General features: G+C 62.1%; 13 protein-coding genes. 9 read left to right on the top strand and 4 right to left on the bottom strand.

Annotated features, from left to right (window positions below):
* The first annotated feature begins 30 nt into the window (after positions 1-30).
* The gene (locus I41_RS05865; protein WP_145431659.1) at positions 31-2,208 is read left to right on the top strand and encodes a GH25 family lysozyme; all 2,178 of its coding nucleotides are present in this window, start codon (positions 31-33) and stop codon (positions 2,206-2,208) included.
* Between the two features lie 3 nt (positions 2,209-2,211).
* Here the strand turns inward: I41_RS05865 and I41_RS05860 are convergent, their stop codons facing one another.
* A complete protein-coding gene (locus I41_RS05860) occupies positions 2,212-3,690 on the bottom strand; it encodes a matrixin family metalloprotease (RefSeq protein ID WP_145431658.1) in 1,479 nt (492 codons plus the stop codon).
* A gap of 160 nt (positions 3,691-3,850) precedes the next feature.
* Here I41_RS05860 and I41_RS05855 point away from each other — a divergent pair, with 160 nt between their 5' ends.
* The gene (locus tag I41_RS05855) at positions 3,851-4,330 is read left to right on the top strand and encodes a hypothetical protein (RefSeq protein WP_145431657.1); all 480 of its coding nucleotides are present in this window, start codon (positions 3,851-3,853) and stop codon (positions 4,328-4,330) included.
* Positions 4,331-4,379: 49 nt separating this feature from the next.
* The gene (locus I41_RS05850) at positions 4,380-6,023 is read left to right on the top strand and encodes an arylsulfatase (RefSeq protein ID WP_145431656.1); all 1,644 of its coding nucleotides are present in this window, start codon (positions 4,380-4,382) and stop codon (positions 6,021-6,023) included.
* A gap of 11 nt (positions 6,024-6,034) precedes the next feature.
* Here I41_RS05850 and I41_RS05845 read toward each other — a convergent pair whose 3' ends face one another.
* Positions 6,035-7,111, bottom strand: a complete 1,077-nt coding sequence (locus I41_RS05845; RefSeq protein ID WP_145431655.1) for an alpha/beta hydrolase family protein — start codon at positions 7,109-7,111, stop codon at positions 6,035-6,037.
* A 621-nt stretch (positions 7,112-7,732) separates the two neighbouring features.
* Here I41_RS05845 and I41_RS05840 point away from each other — a divergent pair.
* Positions 7,733-8,278 carry a DNA-3-methyladenine glycosylase gene (locus I41_RS05840; protein WP_145431654.1) on the top strand — a complete coding sequence of 182 codons (546 nt, stop codon included), beginning with the start codon at positions 7,733-7,735 and terminating at the stop codon, positions 8,276-8,278.
* 55 nt (positions 8,279-8,333) lie between these two features.
* Positions 8,334-10,376, top strand: coding sequence for a glycoside hydrolase family 32 protein (locus I41_RS05835; RefSeq protein ID WP_145431653.1), 2,043 nt, complete (start codon positions 8,334-8,336; stop codon positions 10,374-10,376).
* A 147-nt stretch (positions 10,377-10,523) separates the two neighbouring features.
* Here the strand turns inward: I41_RS05835 and I41_RS05830 are convergent, their stop codons facing one another.
* Positions 10,524-11,792, bottom strand: coding sequence for an aldose 1-epimerase family protein (locus I41_RS05830; protein ID WP_145431652.1), 1,269 nt, complete (start codon positions 11,790-11,792; stop codon positions 10,524-10,526).
* Between the two features lie 259 nt (positions 11,793-12,051).
* Between I41_RS05830 and I41_RS05825 the strand changes: the two genes are divergently transcribed.
* From I41_RS05825 to I41_RS05810, 4 genes are all read left to right on the top strand, one after another.
* Positions 12,052-12,390: a P-II family nitrogen regulator gene (locus tag I41_RS05825; RefSeq protein ID WP_145431651.1), complete on the top strand. Its 339-nt coding sequence runs from the start codon at positions 12,052-12,054 to the stop codon at positions 12,388-12,390.
* Positions 12,391-12,611: 221 nt separating this feature from the next.
* The gene (locus I41_RS05820) at positions 12,612-13,067 is read left to right on the top strand and encodes a hypothetical protein (protein WP_145431650.1); all 456 of its coding nucleotides are present in this window, start codon (positions 12,612-12,614) and stop codon (positions 13,065-13,067) included.
* A 264-nt stretch (positions 13,068-13,331) separates the two neighbouring features.
* Complete coding sequence (locus I41_RS05815; RefSeq protein ID WP_246133813.1) at positions 13,332-13,661, top strand: YnfA family protein; 330 nt, start codon at positions 13,332-13,334, stop codon at positions 13,659-13,661.
* Positions 13,662-13,808: 147 nt separating this feature from the next.
* Positions 13,809-15,908, top strand: a complete 2,100-nt coding sequence (locus I41_RS05810) for an APC family permease (RefSeq protein ID WP_145431649.1) — start codon at positions 13,809-13,811, stop codon at positions 15,906-15,908.
* Between the two features lie 206 nt (positions 15,909-16,114).
* On the opposite strand, the gene I41_RS05805 is transcribed toward I41_RS05810, so the two are convergent.
* Positions 16,115-16,708 (bottom strand): carbonic anhydrase, encoded by a 594-nt coding sequence (locus I41_RS05805; RefSeq protein WP_145431648.1) that lies wholly within the window; start codon positions 16,706-16,708, stop codon positions 16,115-16,117.
* Between the last annotated feature and the right edge of the window lie 30 nt (positions 16,709-16,738).

Genomic DNA, 16,738 nt, shown 5'->3' with positions numbered 1-16,738 from the left:
CGAGCAGTTAGGTCAGAAGGGACGATTACGTTGGCGCGACGATATTCTGTTTATTCTAATCCCCTTCTCGCGGCGGCGGTCGCACTGTTTTTAGGCGCAGCTACCGCGTCGCCCTCTGAAGCTCAGATCACTCGAGCTCTCGGCGTCGACGTCTCCGCTTGGCAAGGCAATATCGCCCAGTCGACGTGGGACACCTTTTATTCCACCGCCAATCGCAAGTTCGCGTTTCTGCGCGCCAGCCGCGGCGGAACGACGGGCTACTATAACCAGAATGATTCCGATAACAGCGACGGATTGAATACTCTATCGCAGCGCTACGACGATCCCTACTTTGTCCAAAACATTACCCGCGCAACAAAGGCGGGCATTTTCACTGGTTCTTACCATTTTAATCGCGCCGACATCGTCGCTTCGACGCTCAATTCCAACGGGATCGCTAACACCGGAGCCGATGAAGCAGATCACTTCCTACAGATGGCCGGCGCATGGATGCGGCCCGGCTACATGCTGCCGGTACTGGATCTTGAGGCGGGAGCATCCCAGCACAGCACGACTTCGCTCTCCAATTGGTCCGTCGAATTCTCCAATCGTATTTTTCAAGTCATGGGGATTCGCCCGATTATCTACGTCAATAGCAGCTATGCCAACAGCGAGGTGAACTCCACGGTTGCGGCCTCGATGCCCAATCTTTGGATTGCGCGCCCGACCACCGGCGATCCCCTCACGAGCGAACCTCCGCCCGCCCTTCCCACCTATCCGAACGTGTACGGCGTATGGAACCCGGCATACCCTAATACGCCGTCTCCGGCCCCGTGGAAGTTTTGGCAATACAGCACTACCGGCGGCATTCCCGGATACGGCGGCAATATCGACAAGAACGCAGCTAACGGCGGCATTGAGTTCGTGAAGGATTATCTCGTCCCGGCGATCTGGATGAATGACTCCAACGGCGAGTGGACGACCATGGCAAATTGGAACAGCGGGATCGCCCCCGTCGAACCAGTTCAGGGCCCGGGCCAAGTGGCGCGAGTAGGCGGAACATGGACCACCGGCTCCGTGCCTGCCCGCCCGGCGCAACGATTGCCGGGCGTTGACGACGCCGTTCGCGGCGTCGACGGGCAGAACGATACAGTCATTCTCAATCGCCCAAACGCCAACATCACCGTCACGCTCTCGAGTGGCTCGCACAATATTCGCAAACTGTACGTCAATGAGACCTTAGCGATTACAGGCGGTTCACTGACGGTGAATTACCTGCCGTCGGCCGACTCGACGCCATTTGCGGCGCAGTTTTCTGGCGCAGTATCGCTATCTGGCAGCGCCGAATTCAGCGTCCACACGCTGCAGGTCGATTCGACGCGCACCTTCACCATTGACGGCGGTCATCTCACGGCCAACAAGATCAATCTCATGCCGCATGCGTCGACGCCGGCAAAACTGCTGCTCGGCGGTGACCTCGATTTCACGCCATTGGCCGACGCCGCCGCGGTCATCGGCAACGGCAGCGGCGCCGGACTCGCCGGACGAGTTGACCTGGGCGGCGGGAATCGCACGTTGAACGTTGCCGACGGCGCTGCCGCAGTTGATTTGACGATCTCCGTGCCCGTCCTCAACGGCGGTTTAGTTAAAACTGGCGCGGGCGCCCTGGCGCTGACGGGTGCGAACGCCTACGCCGGAGACACCGCCGTCGAGCAAGGTTCGCTGGCGCTCGGCACTCCCTTCCTCGCCAATGGCGCCGATGTGAAGTTGCTCACCGGCGCCACGCTGGGGCTGAACTTCGCTGGGACCGACGTCATCGACTCCCTCTTCATCGACGGCGTCTCCCAAGCCGCCGGCGTCTGGGGCGCCCTTGGCTCTGGCGCCGAATTCACCTCGCCGCTCCTTACCGGCACGGGCCTGCTGCAGGTGACGACGTTCGTCGCTCCCCCCTCCCCGGCCGACTTCAACCTCGACGGATTCGTCGACGCCGATGATTTGCTCGTTTGGCAAACCAACCTGGGCATGGCCGGCGATGCAACGCTTGCCAACGGCGACGCGAACGGGGATCTCCAAGTCGACGGCAACGATTTGCTGATCTGGCAAGCCGAGTACACCGGCCCAGCGCCCGTGACGACTGCCGTCCCTGAACCGTCAGGATGGGCGCTGTTTCTAGTCATGGCGGCCACGCTGCCCGCGCTGCGTCGCTTGCCGCAGCATCCAGCGTGGTAAGTCTCACGGTCTAGACGCGGTGCGCCGGCCAAGGACGCAACACGCGGCTGCGAACGCCGCCAAGCTGACGGTTTCCGGTTCGGGAACGCTCAGCAGGCTCGCGAAGGCGGCAGCGCCGTTCGCGGCGATGTAGGCTGTTTTGAAGAACCGGAAATCGGCGACGTCATTATCGCCGTCGAAATCTAGGTCGCCGCGTTGAAACGCCTCGATTTGTGCGAGGCCGCCGAAAGCGGTGTACGAATTCGCGACGAACAGCGCCCAGTCAGCGGCGTTCGACGCGCCGTCAAGGTTGAGGTCCGCTGACGTTCCCGCTGACGGCGCGGCGTTCAGCGAAACATCGAACTGATAAAACTGGTTAAGGTCCTGCGTCCCGCGAACGCGCGCGAGATAGGCGCCGGGCGTCGCCAGATAGCGGGCGCCGATGGTCTCCACGCCGCCGAGTCCTGTGTTGTCGGCGGTGGAGATCAACGTCACCGACGGTTCGCTGCGGAACAACTGCAGCACGAGATCGCTCTGAGCGGCAGCGTTGAAATTGCCTTGCTGCACCGAAACATAACTCGGCCCCAGCGGAGTGAGCTTGAGGTCGACGAATCCTGGCTCGGTCGTCGTGAAATGGAACCAATCAGCGTCCGTCGTGCCGTCGATGCCCGTCCAATCGTCGTCAAACTGCTGAACGACGGAATCGACGGAGTCGCCGCCGACAGACACAAACCCGCCCAGCGTAACATTGCCCAGCTTGGTCGCCGTGCCCGCCGTGTTGTTGCCGCCATTGCGCTCCAGCGGATCGCCGTATTGGCGATTGAGAGCATACACATCGTCGAACTGCAGGCCCCAGATATCGGTCCGGAGGCCCCCTTCCATCACGGCGGCGACGCCGGTGTTCTGCGCGTGCCCGAGCCCGACGCCATGGCCGGTTTCGTGAATCATCAAGTTTCGCAGCGGCGCCTCGGTCGAGTGCCAGAACGTCGGCCGACCATTGGTTTCCCGCGTCGTGTCGATCCTCATGTCGCCGTCGTTCGGAAACGTATTGTCGGCCAGCGCGCCCCCCGGCGTGCCATCGATATTCTCGCCGCCGATGCGCACGTCCCCTTCGAGCCCAGTATCGCTGCCGTTGCCATTCTGCTCGGCAACGTAAACCATCTTGATGCCGGAGACGCGCCCAAACTGTGCGTACGCCGTATTCATCACGCTCCACCACGAGCGGCCCGTCAGGTCAGGGACGCGCTGAGCGGCGGGAACATTCCATCCATCGTCGAGGTACTGAATTAACTGACTATTCCCCGACCGCGAGTAAGCCTGACCGTCCGGCACGAGACTCCAGCGGAGCGTTACCGGATCGCCGCGTTGCAGCCCGCCGCCGTCGACCTGAGTCGCCCCCCAGCGGTTGACGATGTCGTAGGCATCCGCTGCGTCGACCGAGGCAGCCACCACGGCGGCTCCGGTCAGCAACCGCATCAATGTGAAGAACTCTCGTCGAAGCATGTTCCGACTCTTCCCTGAGGCAAGGCCTTCGACCGATCGCCCAAGCTTTCGGCGGCCCCTGCCCGCTGCCCTGTCACTTCACCAGATTGGCGCATACCGCGAGACAAGTTTCAATGAGTTTCTTTCCCCATCCGCGGCTCTCCACATACCAGGCCTCAACGTGACGGAAATCATCGCCTATCACGAAGCGGGGCACGCACTCATGGCATACCTGCTGGGAGGCGTCGTCCGGCAGGTCACCATCGAGCCCGACCAAGACGACGGCCCGCGTCGCGGCGGCGACACTCAAGTGGTCTGGCGCCACGCAGGCGAAAGCGACAAGGAGTTTGCTCGAAAGAGCGTTCAGGTCCACCTCGCGGGCCCGGTCGCGGAAATGATCCACTCGGGGGAACCATATCATCCGGCGTTTGTCGCCGAATGGGCCGCGGATTGGGAGGGCGCCGCCCAAGCCGCGGCGTTGCTACACCCCGACCAATTCAAGCGGCTACAGTATCTCGAACAGACTTCACGCCGGGTCTACCAGCAGTTTCAAGCCGACCACCTGTGGATGGTCCTCGCCGCCCTCGCCGACGCCCTCCTCGCTCACGAAACGCTCGACCAGGAACAGGTGGACGAATTGCTGCAGGAGTTCTTTGATTGAGCGACAATAGGCGTAGCGAGCGGAACCAAACCATGAGGCACATCCCACCATGCGGCTCCGAACTTTACTCGCCCTGTTGGGCGTCCTCCTTTGTCACGTTGGCAGCGACGGCCAGCAGTCTTCCGCTGGGGAGCGCCCGAACATCGTCGTGATCCTCGCCGACGATCTGGGGTACTCGGACCTCGGCTGCTATGGCGGCGAAATCGAGACTCCCAATCTCGACCAGCTCGCGGCGGAAGGACTCCGCTTCACCCAGTGCTACAATACGGCCCGTTGCTGGCCGACGCGGGCGGCGTTGCTCACGGGCTATTACGCCCAGCAGGTCCACCGCGATGCCCTCCCTCGCCTGGGAGGCGGAGGCGGCGGCCAGCGGCAGTCGTGGGCCCGCCTGTTGCCCGACTTTCTGCGGCCGCACGGCTATCGGAGTTACCACAGCGGTAAGTGGCACATCGACGGCGACGTCCTGACCGCCGGTTTCGACCGCTCTCTCAACATCCGGAACCAGGGCAACTATTTCACCGCGCAGGGCAACGCGCTCGACGACGTGCCGCTAACGGCCCCCCCTGACGAAGCAGGTTACTATGCGACGATCGCCACGGTAGATCATGCGATTCAATGCTTGCAGCACCATGCCGCCGATCACGCGGACCAACCTTTCTTTCAATACATCGCCTTCACCGCACCCCATTTTCCGCTGCACGCCCTGCCCGCAGACATCGCCCGCTATGCCGATAAATATCTCGACGGCTGGGACGAGCTGCGTCGGCAACGTTTCGCCAAACAGCAATCGCTTGGTTTGCTGCGAACGCCCCTGTCGGCAGTCGAACGCGATCTCGGACCGCCGTACGATTTCGCCGACGCGCTGCGAAAGCTGGGGCCCGGCGAGGTGAACCGTCCGCGCGCGTGGGACGAACTCACCGCCCAGCAGCAAGCCTTCCAAGCTGCCAAGATGTCCATCCATGCCGCCATGGTCGACCGCATGGATCGCGAGATCGGTCGCCTGCTTCAACAGCTCAAGACCATGGGCGCCTACGACGACACGCTGATCCTGTTCGCGTCCGACAACGGCGCCTCCGCGGAAATCATGGTCCGCGACGGCGGACACGACCCTGCGGCGGCCCCCGGCAGCGCCGCGACATACTTGTGTCTCGGCCCAGGCTTCTCCAGCGCCAGCAACACCCCGTTCCGACGCCACAAGACTTGGGTTCACGAGGGGGGGATCAGCACCCCGCTGATCGTACACTGGCCGGCGGGAATCGCCGCCCGCGGGGAACTCCGCACGACCCCGGCCCACGTCATCGACGTCGTCCCGACGATTCTAGACCTGCTGGAAGTCGAGAAGCCTGACCATTGGGAGGGCGAAGCGATTCCACCCGCTCCCGGCAGAAGTCTCGCTCCGGCCTTCGCTAGCGACGTCGTCGTCGAGCGCGATGCGCTCTGGTGGCTGCACGAGGGGAACCGCGCCGTCCGCCTGGGGGATTGGAAACTCGTTGCTGCGAAAGGTAAGCCGTGGGAGCTCTACGACCTGCGAACTGACCGCGCCGAGGCCCACAATTTAGCGACGCAGCTGCCGGACCAAGCCGCCAAACTCGAGGCACAGTGGAACCGTCAACTCGCAGAGTTCAGCAGCCTCGCCGCAAAGACGGCGACCAACTCGCAACGTCCTCGGAATGCGTCCGCGAACAGGCCGTGATTGAGCGCGCTCTAGTTGGCGGAGCCAGCCGCAGCAGCCGAGACTTTTTCGCCAGCCGTCATGCGCTCAGCAAATTCTTTCACGACGCGCGGCAAGTAAATCACGCCCGAATAGTGATCGGCGGGCAACTCGACGTGGTGCCCGGCGGGAAGCTTCGCGGCCTTCACGAGCGCGTACGAGCAACTTGGCGGCACCACGTCGTCGAACTTGCCGCTATAGAGCCAAGTCGCCGACGGGTCGATTCGCTGAGCGAGCCTCATCGGTTCGACCTTTCGCGCTAGCTCTTTGATCTGCGCTTCAGTGATTCCCGCCGCAGCAAGCTTTTCACGGAACTTCGCTGCATCCTTGGCGCCGTTGAAGACGACCTCTTCCAAGTTGCCGCCCGCCAGCAGGATAAAGATCCGGTCGTAGCCGTGGTCGAGTCCGGCAACCGTCGCCGTGACGAACCCGCCTAAGCTCGTCCCTTGCACGGCAATCATCGACGAATCGACCACCGGCAGCGCCGCCACGGCGTCTCGCGCCCGCCGTACATCGGCGATGGCCTGCTGCATCGAATCAAGACCTCGCTCGACGTCCGTCAGCTGCTCGTCGCGGCGGACGCCGTAGCCCGGCAGATGAATCAAGAACGCATGCAAACCGTGCGAGTTGAACCCGCGCGCAATAATCCGCCCCGCCGTCATTTGGCGTCCCGATTCGTGCACCACGACGACCGCACGGGCAGGACGAATCGCCCCCTGGGCGTCGCGCGCCGCGAACCACTCCATCGAGACCCGATCATTGATTTGATTACCGATCGGCCTGGGCGATGGAAACCGCACCAGCCAGTCGCCGCATCCGGGCTGGGCTTGCTCCAACTCAACTTCGAATTCGCCCGGTTTCCAGGCGAGGCCCAATAGGCACTCCTCGGCGTCCGCATTGCTGTCGCTGCCGCAGTTCAACGTGTCGCGCGCGGCGAACTTGCATCCCAGTTCGATCGCGCCAGGTGCGGCGGTGCTCTCGGCGGCGGTGCTCTCGGCAGCGATGCCGGCTGGAGCGATGCATAACATCACGATCAGGCGCAAGATCACCGAAAACTGTCTACGTTTCATGGGAGACTCGCGTATCACGGACAAAATGGTAGTCGTCTGCGTTAGCACATTGCGGGCAATCGCGGGGACGCTGCCGCCCTTCGGGCTTATTCTCACGCTGTTACTTACAATCCCTTGCTCAGATCGAACTGGACGAAGTCGATCGCCGAATGCTAGAGCCTGAGCTTCTTCAGCCAGTGTACCAGCTGCTCATTGCGCATAGGACACCCGATGTCGGTCTCACAGGCGGTAAGGACGCGGCCCCGACGGACCCCGGCATGCCGACGCCCATCGATCTGGCCGCACCGACAATGGCGGCGCACCAATTTTTTCCCGCTGGCGAGCGTTCGGGGCCGTGCCTGCATCAAACGACCATGAGCGTCTGGGAAACTCTCGCCCCGAGTTACATCCTCGTCGCCGACGCGGGCCCGGGACTTGGCCGAACGCTCCGGCAGCGCTCCATCGCCGGCAGGGAAGCGATGCGGCGCCTCGTTGTCATGCGGTCGTGCCGCAGCCATGATATCATTTGTGACATCGTCAAGATCCGTGCTTCCACGCGCACCTGCCAAGAATGAAACCGATTGGACCGGCCGTTCGAGTCCGCCTCAGCGCGTTCGTGCACCATTTGCCGCACTCGTCCGTATGCGTCGCCTGAAACGTGATTTCTTTTCCCAGCCCGCCGAAGTCCTGGCGCCCGCTCTCCTCGGCGTGGTCATGACGCGCGAAGTCGACGGCAGCCGCCGAGCCGCGCGCATCGTTGAGGCGGAAGCGTATCTCGGTCCGCATGATCTGGCCGCGCACTCTTCGCGCGGACGCACTGCGCGAACCGAGATCATGTTTGGTCCGCCAGGCTACGCGTACGTTTACCTCATCTACGGACTCCATTGCTTGCTCAATGTCGTCGCCGCCGGCGACGGGGCGGCAGTGCTGCTGCGGGCCGCCGACCCGTTGGCAGGGTGGACGGTCAATCTCACTGGACCCGGTCGATTGGCCCGGGGCTTCGGCGTCACGCTCCGCGACAATGGCATTGACGTGACGAGCGGCGATCTCGCTTTCTGGGACGACGGAACGCACCAGCCGAAGGTCCTCCGGCGACCACGCGTCGGCGTTGACTATGCCGCCCATTGGAGTCGCCGCTTGCTCCGCTTCATCGATCGCAGCAGCCCTTCGGCAACGAAACTCCGTTAAGTTTAGAATGTACGGCTCGTGACTCGCGTCGCCACCCCCTCACGATTTGAAATCAATGTTGCACGCCTCTCTTGAATGCCGCGTCACGCCGTTGCTCGCGGTGTTGTTCCTGCTCATAGCGACTGGGGAACGTCTCGTCGCCGACGACGATTTGCTTTTTCCGAACTCCGATTTCGAAGCTGGCACGCTCGCTGGCTGGACCCGCAGCGGCGACGCCTTTCAGTTTCAGCCGACCCAGGGAGATAATCCAAGCGCGCGGGGCCGGGAATCGAGCGCCCACGAAGGTGAGTACTGGGTCGGCGGATTCGAGAATCATCCGAACCAGGATGGTCAGCCGGGAGGAGCCTTCACCGACGACGCGATAGGCGAGTTAGTTTCTCCTGAATTCACCATCCGGAAGTCGTTCATCAGCTTCCTCATTGGCGGCGGCAATCATCCGGGGCAAACCGGCGTGAAGTTGCGGTGCGACGGGCAGGAACTCGATCTGGCCACCGGCGCCGACTCCGAAACGATGTCGCCCAGCAGTCATGACGTCTCGAAGTTCCTCGGCAAACAGGCCCAGTTGGTCATCTACGACAACGTCCGCGGCGGCTGGGGCCACATTAACGTCGACTCGTTTCGCGCCGCCGACAAACCGCTGCCAGGTTCCATGGGGGAGTTCGCATTCGTCGCTGGAATCCCTGCGTCCTCAGGCGATGTCTGCCGCTACAACGAACCCCGCCGTCCCCAATTTCACTTTACTGCCGACAAAAACTGGTTAAACGATCCCAACGGCATGGTCTTTGACGGCCAAAAGTATCACCTCTTCTTCCAGCACAACCCGCTGGCGCCGGTGTGGGGCAATATGACGTGGGGTCATGCCACTAGCCCCGACATGGTTCACTGGACTCAACAGGTTCACGCGCTGCTCCCATACCGCGTCGATCGCCAGGCGGGAACGATTTTCTCCGGCACCGCGGTCGTCGATCACCACAACGATCTCGGCGTCCAGCAAGGCAATCAAAAGACGCTCTGCGCGTTCTTCACGTTTGCGGTTCGCCCCAAGTTTTACCAGGCAATGGCCTACAGCACCGACGGCGGCGCAACCTGGAAATACTGGAACGAAGGCCGCCCCGTCGTTCCGAATCAGGGCTTCGACGACGGCGAACGCGACCCCAAAGTCTTTTGGCACGAACCGAGCGGCCGTTGGGTGATGGTGCTATGGGTCCGGCAGAACCCCGGCAAAGTTCGGTTCTTCACCTCGAAAAACCTCGCCGAATGGGAACATGCCTCCGACTTCGACCGCGACTGGGCTTTCGAATGCATGGACCTGGTGTTCCTGCCAGTCGACGGCGACAAGAACAATATGAAGGCGGTCATCTACGACGCCAGCTTCGACTACGAGGTCGGCACGTTCGACGGCCGCGCGTTCCACGCGGAATCAGGTCCGCATCGCGCCGGCGGCGGCAATTTCTACGCCGCTCAGTCGTTCAACAATATGCCGGACGACCGCGTCGTGCAGATTGGCTGGATGCGCGGCGGCCCGAACTCGGCTGAGAAGTACGGCGTGCCCTTCAATCAACAGATGTCATTTCCATATGAACTGAGCCTACGGCGCATCGGCGGCGATTTGAAGCTCTGCGCCCAGCCGATCGCGGAGATCAAGTCGCTCGTTGACGACACGTTGGTGCTGCAAGACGCAAAAATTCGCGACGGCGAAAGTCTGCTCGTGGGCCAGGAGCCCTTTGATCTCGTCGACGTCGAGATTGAATTCGCGCCGGGAACCGCCGAGCGACTATCCTTTCAACTTTCCGGCGCCTTGCTGCACTACGAGGCATCGACGCATAGCCTGCTGCAACGAGGCGTCGACGAGCAAGGGAACGACGTCGAAGTCCTCGTTTTCGACCACCTCGAACCGCGCCACGGCCTCGTGAAATTGCGATTCCTGGTTGACCGGCTGTCGGTCGAGTCATTCGCGTTCGATGGGGAACGATTTTTCGCCGCCTATGTGTCGCCGCATCAAGCCGACCTGACCCCGAAAATCAGCGCTCTCGGCGGCGAGGCGGAGGTGCGGAAGCTAGAGATCCATCGCCTCAAATCGGCGTGGGCCGGTCGCTAGAGCAAGTTTCAGCGACGCGTGGCGTCCGTCATCCTGAGCGCAGCGAAGGATTTAGCCGCCACGAGCCGCCACTCCCGCTCGCCTTCGCCCCGCTGGGCGATTGTTCGACTGCGGTCAGCCCACGTCTTGCGCTTGGCTTGGACGAGATCAATCTTTTTTGTCGCCGAACGCCGGCGCGACAGGCGCCGTCGGCGTGATCGAGAGCTTCGTCCCGCGCTGCAACGCCTCAATCCGCTCGCGCGCCTGGCCCACGGCCGCCTTGTCCGCCAGCACATGAAACGACAGCGCAAAGTCTCGGGACTCGCCCGGCTTTAGCTTTGGAACTCGATTGAAGTGCCGCTCCACCCAGCGGTTGAAGGGAAAGCCCGTCCCCGGTTCCAAACCCGTGACGTACCCATCCTCAGCAGCCGCGAAGTTTTTCCACACGGTCACGTACGGTAGTTGCTTCACATTCCACTCGATGCTCGCCCCCTTCGTGCCCGCGGCGTTCTGCAGCAAGATGCTCGTCGCGCCCGCCCCATCGCCCGCGGCTTTGGCCAGGTAAACCTGCTCCACGAAGTCGCGCGTCGGTCCCTCGCACATGCTCCAGTCGTTCACTCCTGTCGCCGCGTGGTCGTTCATCGGCTGCAACGACTCAAACGCGCCGAAAATCCGCGCTCCCTTCTCCAACACGGGGCTGCCGTAGTTGGTGTGATAGATCAACTGAAATTCCTGTGCTCCGCCTCCCACGTTCGTCACGCGATCCGCAATCTCCACCGACTGGCTGCCAGGAACCGTCGAAATCTCCGTATCGAGTCGCAGCTTCGGCCCATGAAACGAGCGCTCGAAGACCGACCCGCGCACCCGTAGCCGATGCGGCGGCGCCTCGTCGACGGCAAACGTCACCCGCGAGGCCGGCGTATTGCCGATCTTGCCGTGCAGCGTGAGCGTTAACTCGCCCTTCTCGCCCGTGTTGGTCGTAAACTCGTCCTTCCCCGGGTGCCCGGCGAACTCGACGCCGCACCGACACATCCATTCGCCGAACCCGTCAAGCCAACCTAGTCCGCCGCGACTCTCCAAATCGACGAATTGCGGATGCACGACTTCCTTCACCGGAGATTTCCAACCGAGCGGAAATCCCTCGCCCTCGATCGACTTCAAAAACACGACGCTCATTCCCCGCGTCGGCGACACGCCAAACTCCAGCTTGCCGTTGTTGACGACGATCAGCTCGCTTCCTTCCTGCTTCCCCCCGTGCAGCGTGCGCTTTTCAATCTTCCACGGCTCCGTCTTCAGCGGCGAGAAATCCTCGCCCGACTTCGCGAACTCGCCGACGTTCACGTTCGCATCCGCATCGATCAACACAAACTCCAGCGGCCCCTGGGCCCTCGCGGGCAGGGCGGCCAGCAACAGCAACGCGCACAGCAAGCTTCTCATGGCATCGATCCTGGGTATCGAACTACGAGGCAACCGGCACTGTTATAGTTGAAAAGCGGCCGATCCGCCCCCTGGCTCCATCCGCTGGACCGCGCCTCGAATCCTGGCTCGTCAGCCTTGACGAAATCTTGACGCGCCGCCCCTCCCTCTTGACGCCCTATTGACTCGTCCGCCTGTAACATTCACTCAGTGACGCGAGGCCCGCACATGCGTCGGGCCGCGACGCGCCACGCGTAGGCGATTTCGAAAGTGTACGACGATGAAGAAAATCGAAGCAATCATTCGGACTACCAAACTTGAAGAGGTAAAGCGGGCGTTGCATCTGCATGGCGTCGACGGAATGACGATCACCGAGACGGTTGGCTTGGGCCCCACTGTCGCCTATCGTGGCGTTGAAACCCCGCAAACCCTGACCGCGCGGCTCAAACTGGAAGTCTTCGTCGAAAACGATCACGCCGACGAGGCGGTCGACGCCATCTATCGCGCCGCACACACCGGCGAGGTCGGCGACGGGCGGATCGTCGTGTCGGATCTCGAATGCATCGTCAAGATTCGCACCGGCGAGACTCAGTTGGCCTGCCACCACGTGTCGCATTGATGCGGTTTACCGGTTGCCGCGTCGAAGTCGCTTCCACAGCGACCATGCGGCGTGCCATGCGATTCGGCGTTTCTCCGCGCCGCAGGGATGCGCGTCGACTTGGGCACTCGTAAACGCCCAGGTCGCCGCTTCGCCGCCGGCACGCAAATCGCAGCTTCAGCGCGAGAGCAACCAGCGAAGAAATCACCGGCACATTTGCCCGCCCACAAGAGAGAAATCCTATGTCCCACATCCTCGCCCACGACGGTCAGTTCTTTCGCGTTGACGTCGCCGAAATTGTAACGCCGGATGATCCCGGCAAAACAACGTACGCCTGTTGGTGCAGCGACGCGTTCAAAGAGTTGAAGGAGGCGCCACGCGAACCATGCTCGCGATTTATCGACGCGCCGCCCGCTCCGACGCGTGCGGACGCGTGTCGCCAGGCGTACCAGTGGATCAAAACCGATTGGACCGCTAAGAAAGCCAGCCGCGGCAACGAGACCTCCCATTTTTCCGGAGTGGCGTATACCGTCTGGCTGTTCAAAGGCGCAAGTTCATGGGGATTTGAGTTTCAGGAGTTCGCCGACGCCAAGGCCTTCGCCAAAGCGGCTGAAAAAAGCGTTGAAGTCTCCAAAACGGCAATCACCAACAACGAGAGCCCGCAGCCGCTGACAATTTGGGAAAAAGCCCAAAAGTAGCCGCCTGCGCGGTGATCTCGGCTAATGTCGCGTTTTCGAACGGACACGCGGCGCTAAGCGAGATCAAGAGTCGCGTCGTAGGACTGGCATGGTCCAAAATGCGTGGAATCCTCTCGCGGTCAATGGAAAGAATGGCCCTCAGCAACAATTGCGTCCATTCTCTATGTCAACTTCTGGTCACTGCCATTAAATGCCTCACGCGGTGGCTTCGGTCGTTGTTGTCCCCAGATTCCCGGACGGGGTGCGCCTGCTTAAGATGGCCGCATGCCCATTCTGAAGACCGTCGTGCTGTTCGTTGCCACGGCGCTGGCCGAAATCATTGGTTGTTATCTGCCCTATCTCTGGCTCCGGCAGGGGCGTTCGGCCTGGCTGCTGATTCCGGCGGCCGTCGCCCTCGCCGCGTTCGCGTGGCTACTGACGCTCCACCCCACCGCCGCCGGACGGGTCTACGCTGCTTACGGCGGCGTCTACATTCCCGTCGCCCTGGCGTGGCTCTGGCTGATCGATGACGTTAAACCGCAGGCCGCCGACCTCGGCGGGGTCGCCCTCTGCCTCCTCGGCATGGCGGTGATTATGTTCGCCCCGCGGGGCTAGCGCGGAGCGGCACACTCAGCTACGCCGGGTTCGGACACGACCAGACCGTTGGCGCAAGTTTTTACAAAATCTTGATATACTCGCCTCTACCATAACGGCAGCGAAGGCCATGGGGTCTCGCGAGCCAACTGGTACTAGGCAGTGAGCATGTCGAACTCCGATCAAGCGGATTCCCCTTCCTCCGAGGCGCATGCCGCCCCCCCAGTTGACGAAAAGGTCCGGCAGGACGCTGGTCTCGTCGGCGAAGTCGGCGAACATGAGGAAGACGCCCATTCCCTCCCGAAGCGCGTCAAAACCCTTCTCATCGGTCGCCCTCGCGACCTCGGCGACGAACGCGTCTTCCATCATGTTTCGTTGATTGCGTTCTTGGCGTGGGTGGGGCTCGGAGCCGACGGACTCTCTTCCTCTTGCTACGGCCCCGCCGAAGCCTTTCACCACTTGGGCGAGTTTCGTTACCTGGCGATTTTCCTCTCGCTGGCAACGGTGCTGACCGTCCTGATTATCTCGGCCTGCTACAGCCACATTATCGAGGAGTTCCCCAGCGGCGGCGGCGGCTACCTCGTGGCGTCGAAGCTCTTGGGCCGCCCGGCAGGCGTCGTCTCGGGATCGGCCCTGCTGGTCGACTACGTCCTCACCATCACCGTCTCCATCGCCGGCGCCGGCAATGCGTTGTTTGGATTGATGCCGCCGGCGTACGATCCCTGGAAGATCTGGGCCGAGGCCGCGGCAATCATTCTGCTCATCGTCTTGAACCTCCGCGGCGTGAAGGAATCGGTCACCTTCCTCGTGCCGATCTTCCTCACCTTCCTCGTCACCCACGCCCTGCTCATCTCCGGCTCGCTCATTCTCCATTTTGGAGCCGCCGGCGAAGTGACCCGCCATGTCGTCACGTCGGTCCAATCCCATGCCGCCGATCCGAGCATCGGCGTCGTCGGCCTCCTTGGCGTCTTCCTCTACGCCTATTCGATGGGCGCCGGCACGTACACCGGCATCGAGGCCGTCTCCAATAGCATGCCGGTGATGCGCGAGCCGCGCGTCGCCACCGCCAAGCGCACCATGGTCTACATGGCGCTGTCATTGGCCTTCGTTGCCGGCGGCTTGATGGTGGCCTACTTGCTGCTGGGCATTGGTCCCGACGAACACAAGACGATGAACCAAGTCCTCACCGAGATCTTCGTCGATGACGTCGGCCTGACGTCCGTCGGCCTCGGACCAATCTTTCTGTGGGTCACCATCATTTCCGAGGGAGCTTTGTTGTTCGTCGCCGCTCAGGCTGGCTTCATCGACGGGCCGCGCATCCTGGCCAACATGTCCCAAGACTCGTACGCCCCCCATTGGCTGGGCAATCTTTCCGAACGACTGGCCACCCACAACGGCATCATGATTATGGGCGTCGCCGCCTTGACCGCCCTCCTCTACACCGGCGGCTCGATTGGCTTGCTTCTGACGATGTACTCGATCAACGTCTTCCTAACCTTTTCGTTGTCGATGGTCGGCATGCTGGTCCATTGGTGGCAAGAGCGGGGCCGCAATCCCCTCTGGAAGCGCCGCTTCGCGCTCTTCCTCCTCGGGGCGATCCTCTGCCTCTCGATTCTCGGCGTCACCATTCGCTACAAGCTGCTCGACGGCGGCTACGTCACCATTCTCGTCACCGGAACCTGCATCGCCCTCGCACTTCTCACGCGCCGCTACTACGACCGGGTCAATCGCCGCGTGCAGAAGCTAAACGAAGCTCTCTCCCACGTCCCGACGCGCGACGAAGACCTTAACATTGCCGAACCAGACCCCGCGCAGCCGACTGCGATTATCCTCGTCGGCAGCTACGGCGGCCTCGGCATTCACACGATGCTCAGCGCCATCCGCTTCTCGCCGGGCTACTACAAGAACATCGTCTTCGTCTCCGTCGGCGTCGTCGATTCCGGAAACTTCAAAGGCATCGAAGCTATGCAAGAACTCCGCAACTACACCGAAGAGACGCTTGCCAAGTACGTCGATCTCGCGAATCGCCTCGGGCTCGCTTCCACTTCCTTCATGTCCATCGGCACCGATCCCGTCGAAGAACTGGAACATCTCTGCGTCGACGTCCACAAGCGCTTCCCGCGCTCCACTATCTTCGCCGGCCAACTCATGTTCAGCCGCGACTCGATCTACCAGCGGCTCTTCCACAACCAAACGGCGTTTTCGCTGCAACGACGACTTCAATGGGACGGCGTTCCCATGGTGATCCTACCAACGAGAGTCCGCTAACGTTCTCGCAACAAGGCGAATGGAAACGCACTCGGAAGAGACGAGGCGTCAGGCCCCGATAACGCCCCGCAAGCTCTTCCCCCGCGCTTTGCCCGCCGCACACCCGTCGATCGTCGCCGCGCCAACCTCGCTGAATCCGATCCAGTGCGACCCGCCAGCCCTCTGCAACGACACAACGACGTGGCGTTGCCTTAACTCACTGTCGGCTACCCGCCCTCGACCGGCAGAAATCTACCAGTGACCGCGTCATACCGAAGATAGGAGCCGCTGTCGGCGAGGTAGAATATTCCATGCAGCGTTAACCGGCCGCCGGCGAGCGCTTCTCGGATAGCTGGCATCTGATGAAGGCCTGCGAGTTGCTGAACGACGAAGCCCTGGGCGCTCCTGATCTGCCGGAGACGACGCTCCACGCGCCGCACAATCGGCGCGCTGCGCTGCGGAACGGGGGCGCCGACCGGCGTCCGCCCGGCGCTGGTCGTTTCGCATCCCGAGTGTCCGCAGATCACGATTTCTGGAACCTGGAGCACTTGGATGGCGTGCCTGATCACCGCAACAGGCCAGCGCTGAAAATTTCCTTCGCCAAGACCGTCATCGCACGACCGTCGCAATACGAACGTCCCTTCGACCGTCGAGATGCGTTCAACGACGCGGTCGACGACCTTGTCGCGGCAAGTTAGCCATAACGCTTGGGGGCGGAATTCGCCCCCCCGCGCGGCCTGCTGTCGGTTGAGCTCACGCAGATCGCGCTCAGCTCGCGGATCGACAACCCAGCTCTCCATTTGAGAAAAGTCAGCGTGCATGGGACCAGACTCACTTTCTTGCGAACACAG

Source organism: Lacipirellula limnantheis, from assembly GCF_007746075.1.
Lineage (GTDB): Bacteria > Planctomycetota > Planctomycetia > Pirellulales > Lacipirellulaceae > Lacipirellula > Lacipirellula limnantheis.
This window is presented reverse-complemented; position numbering and strand designations above follow the sequence as displayed.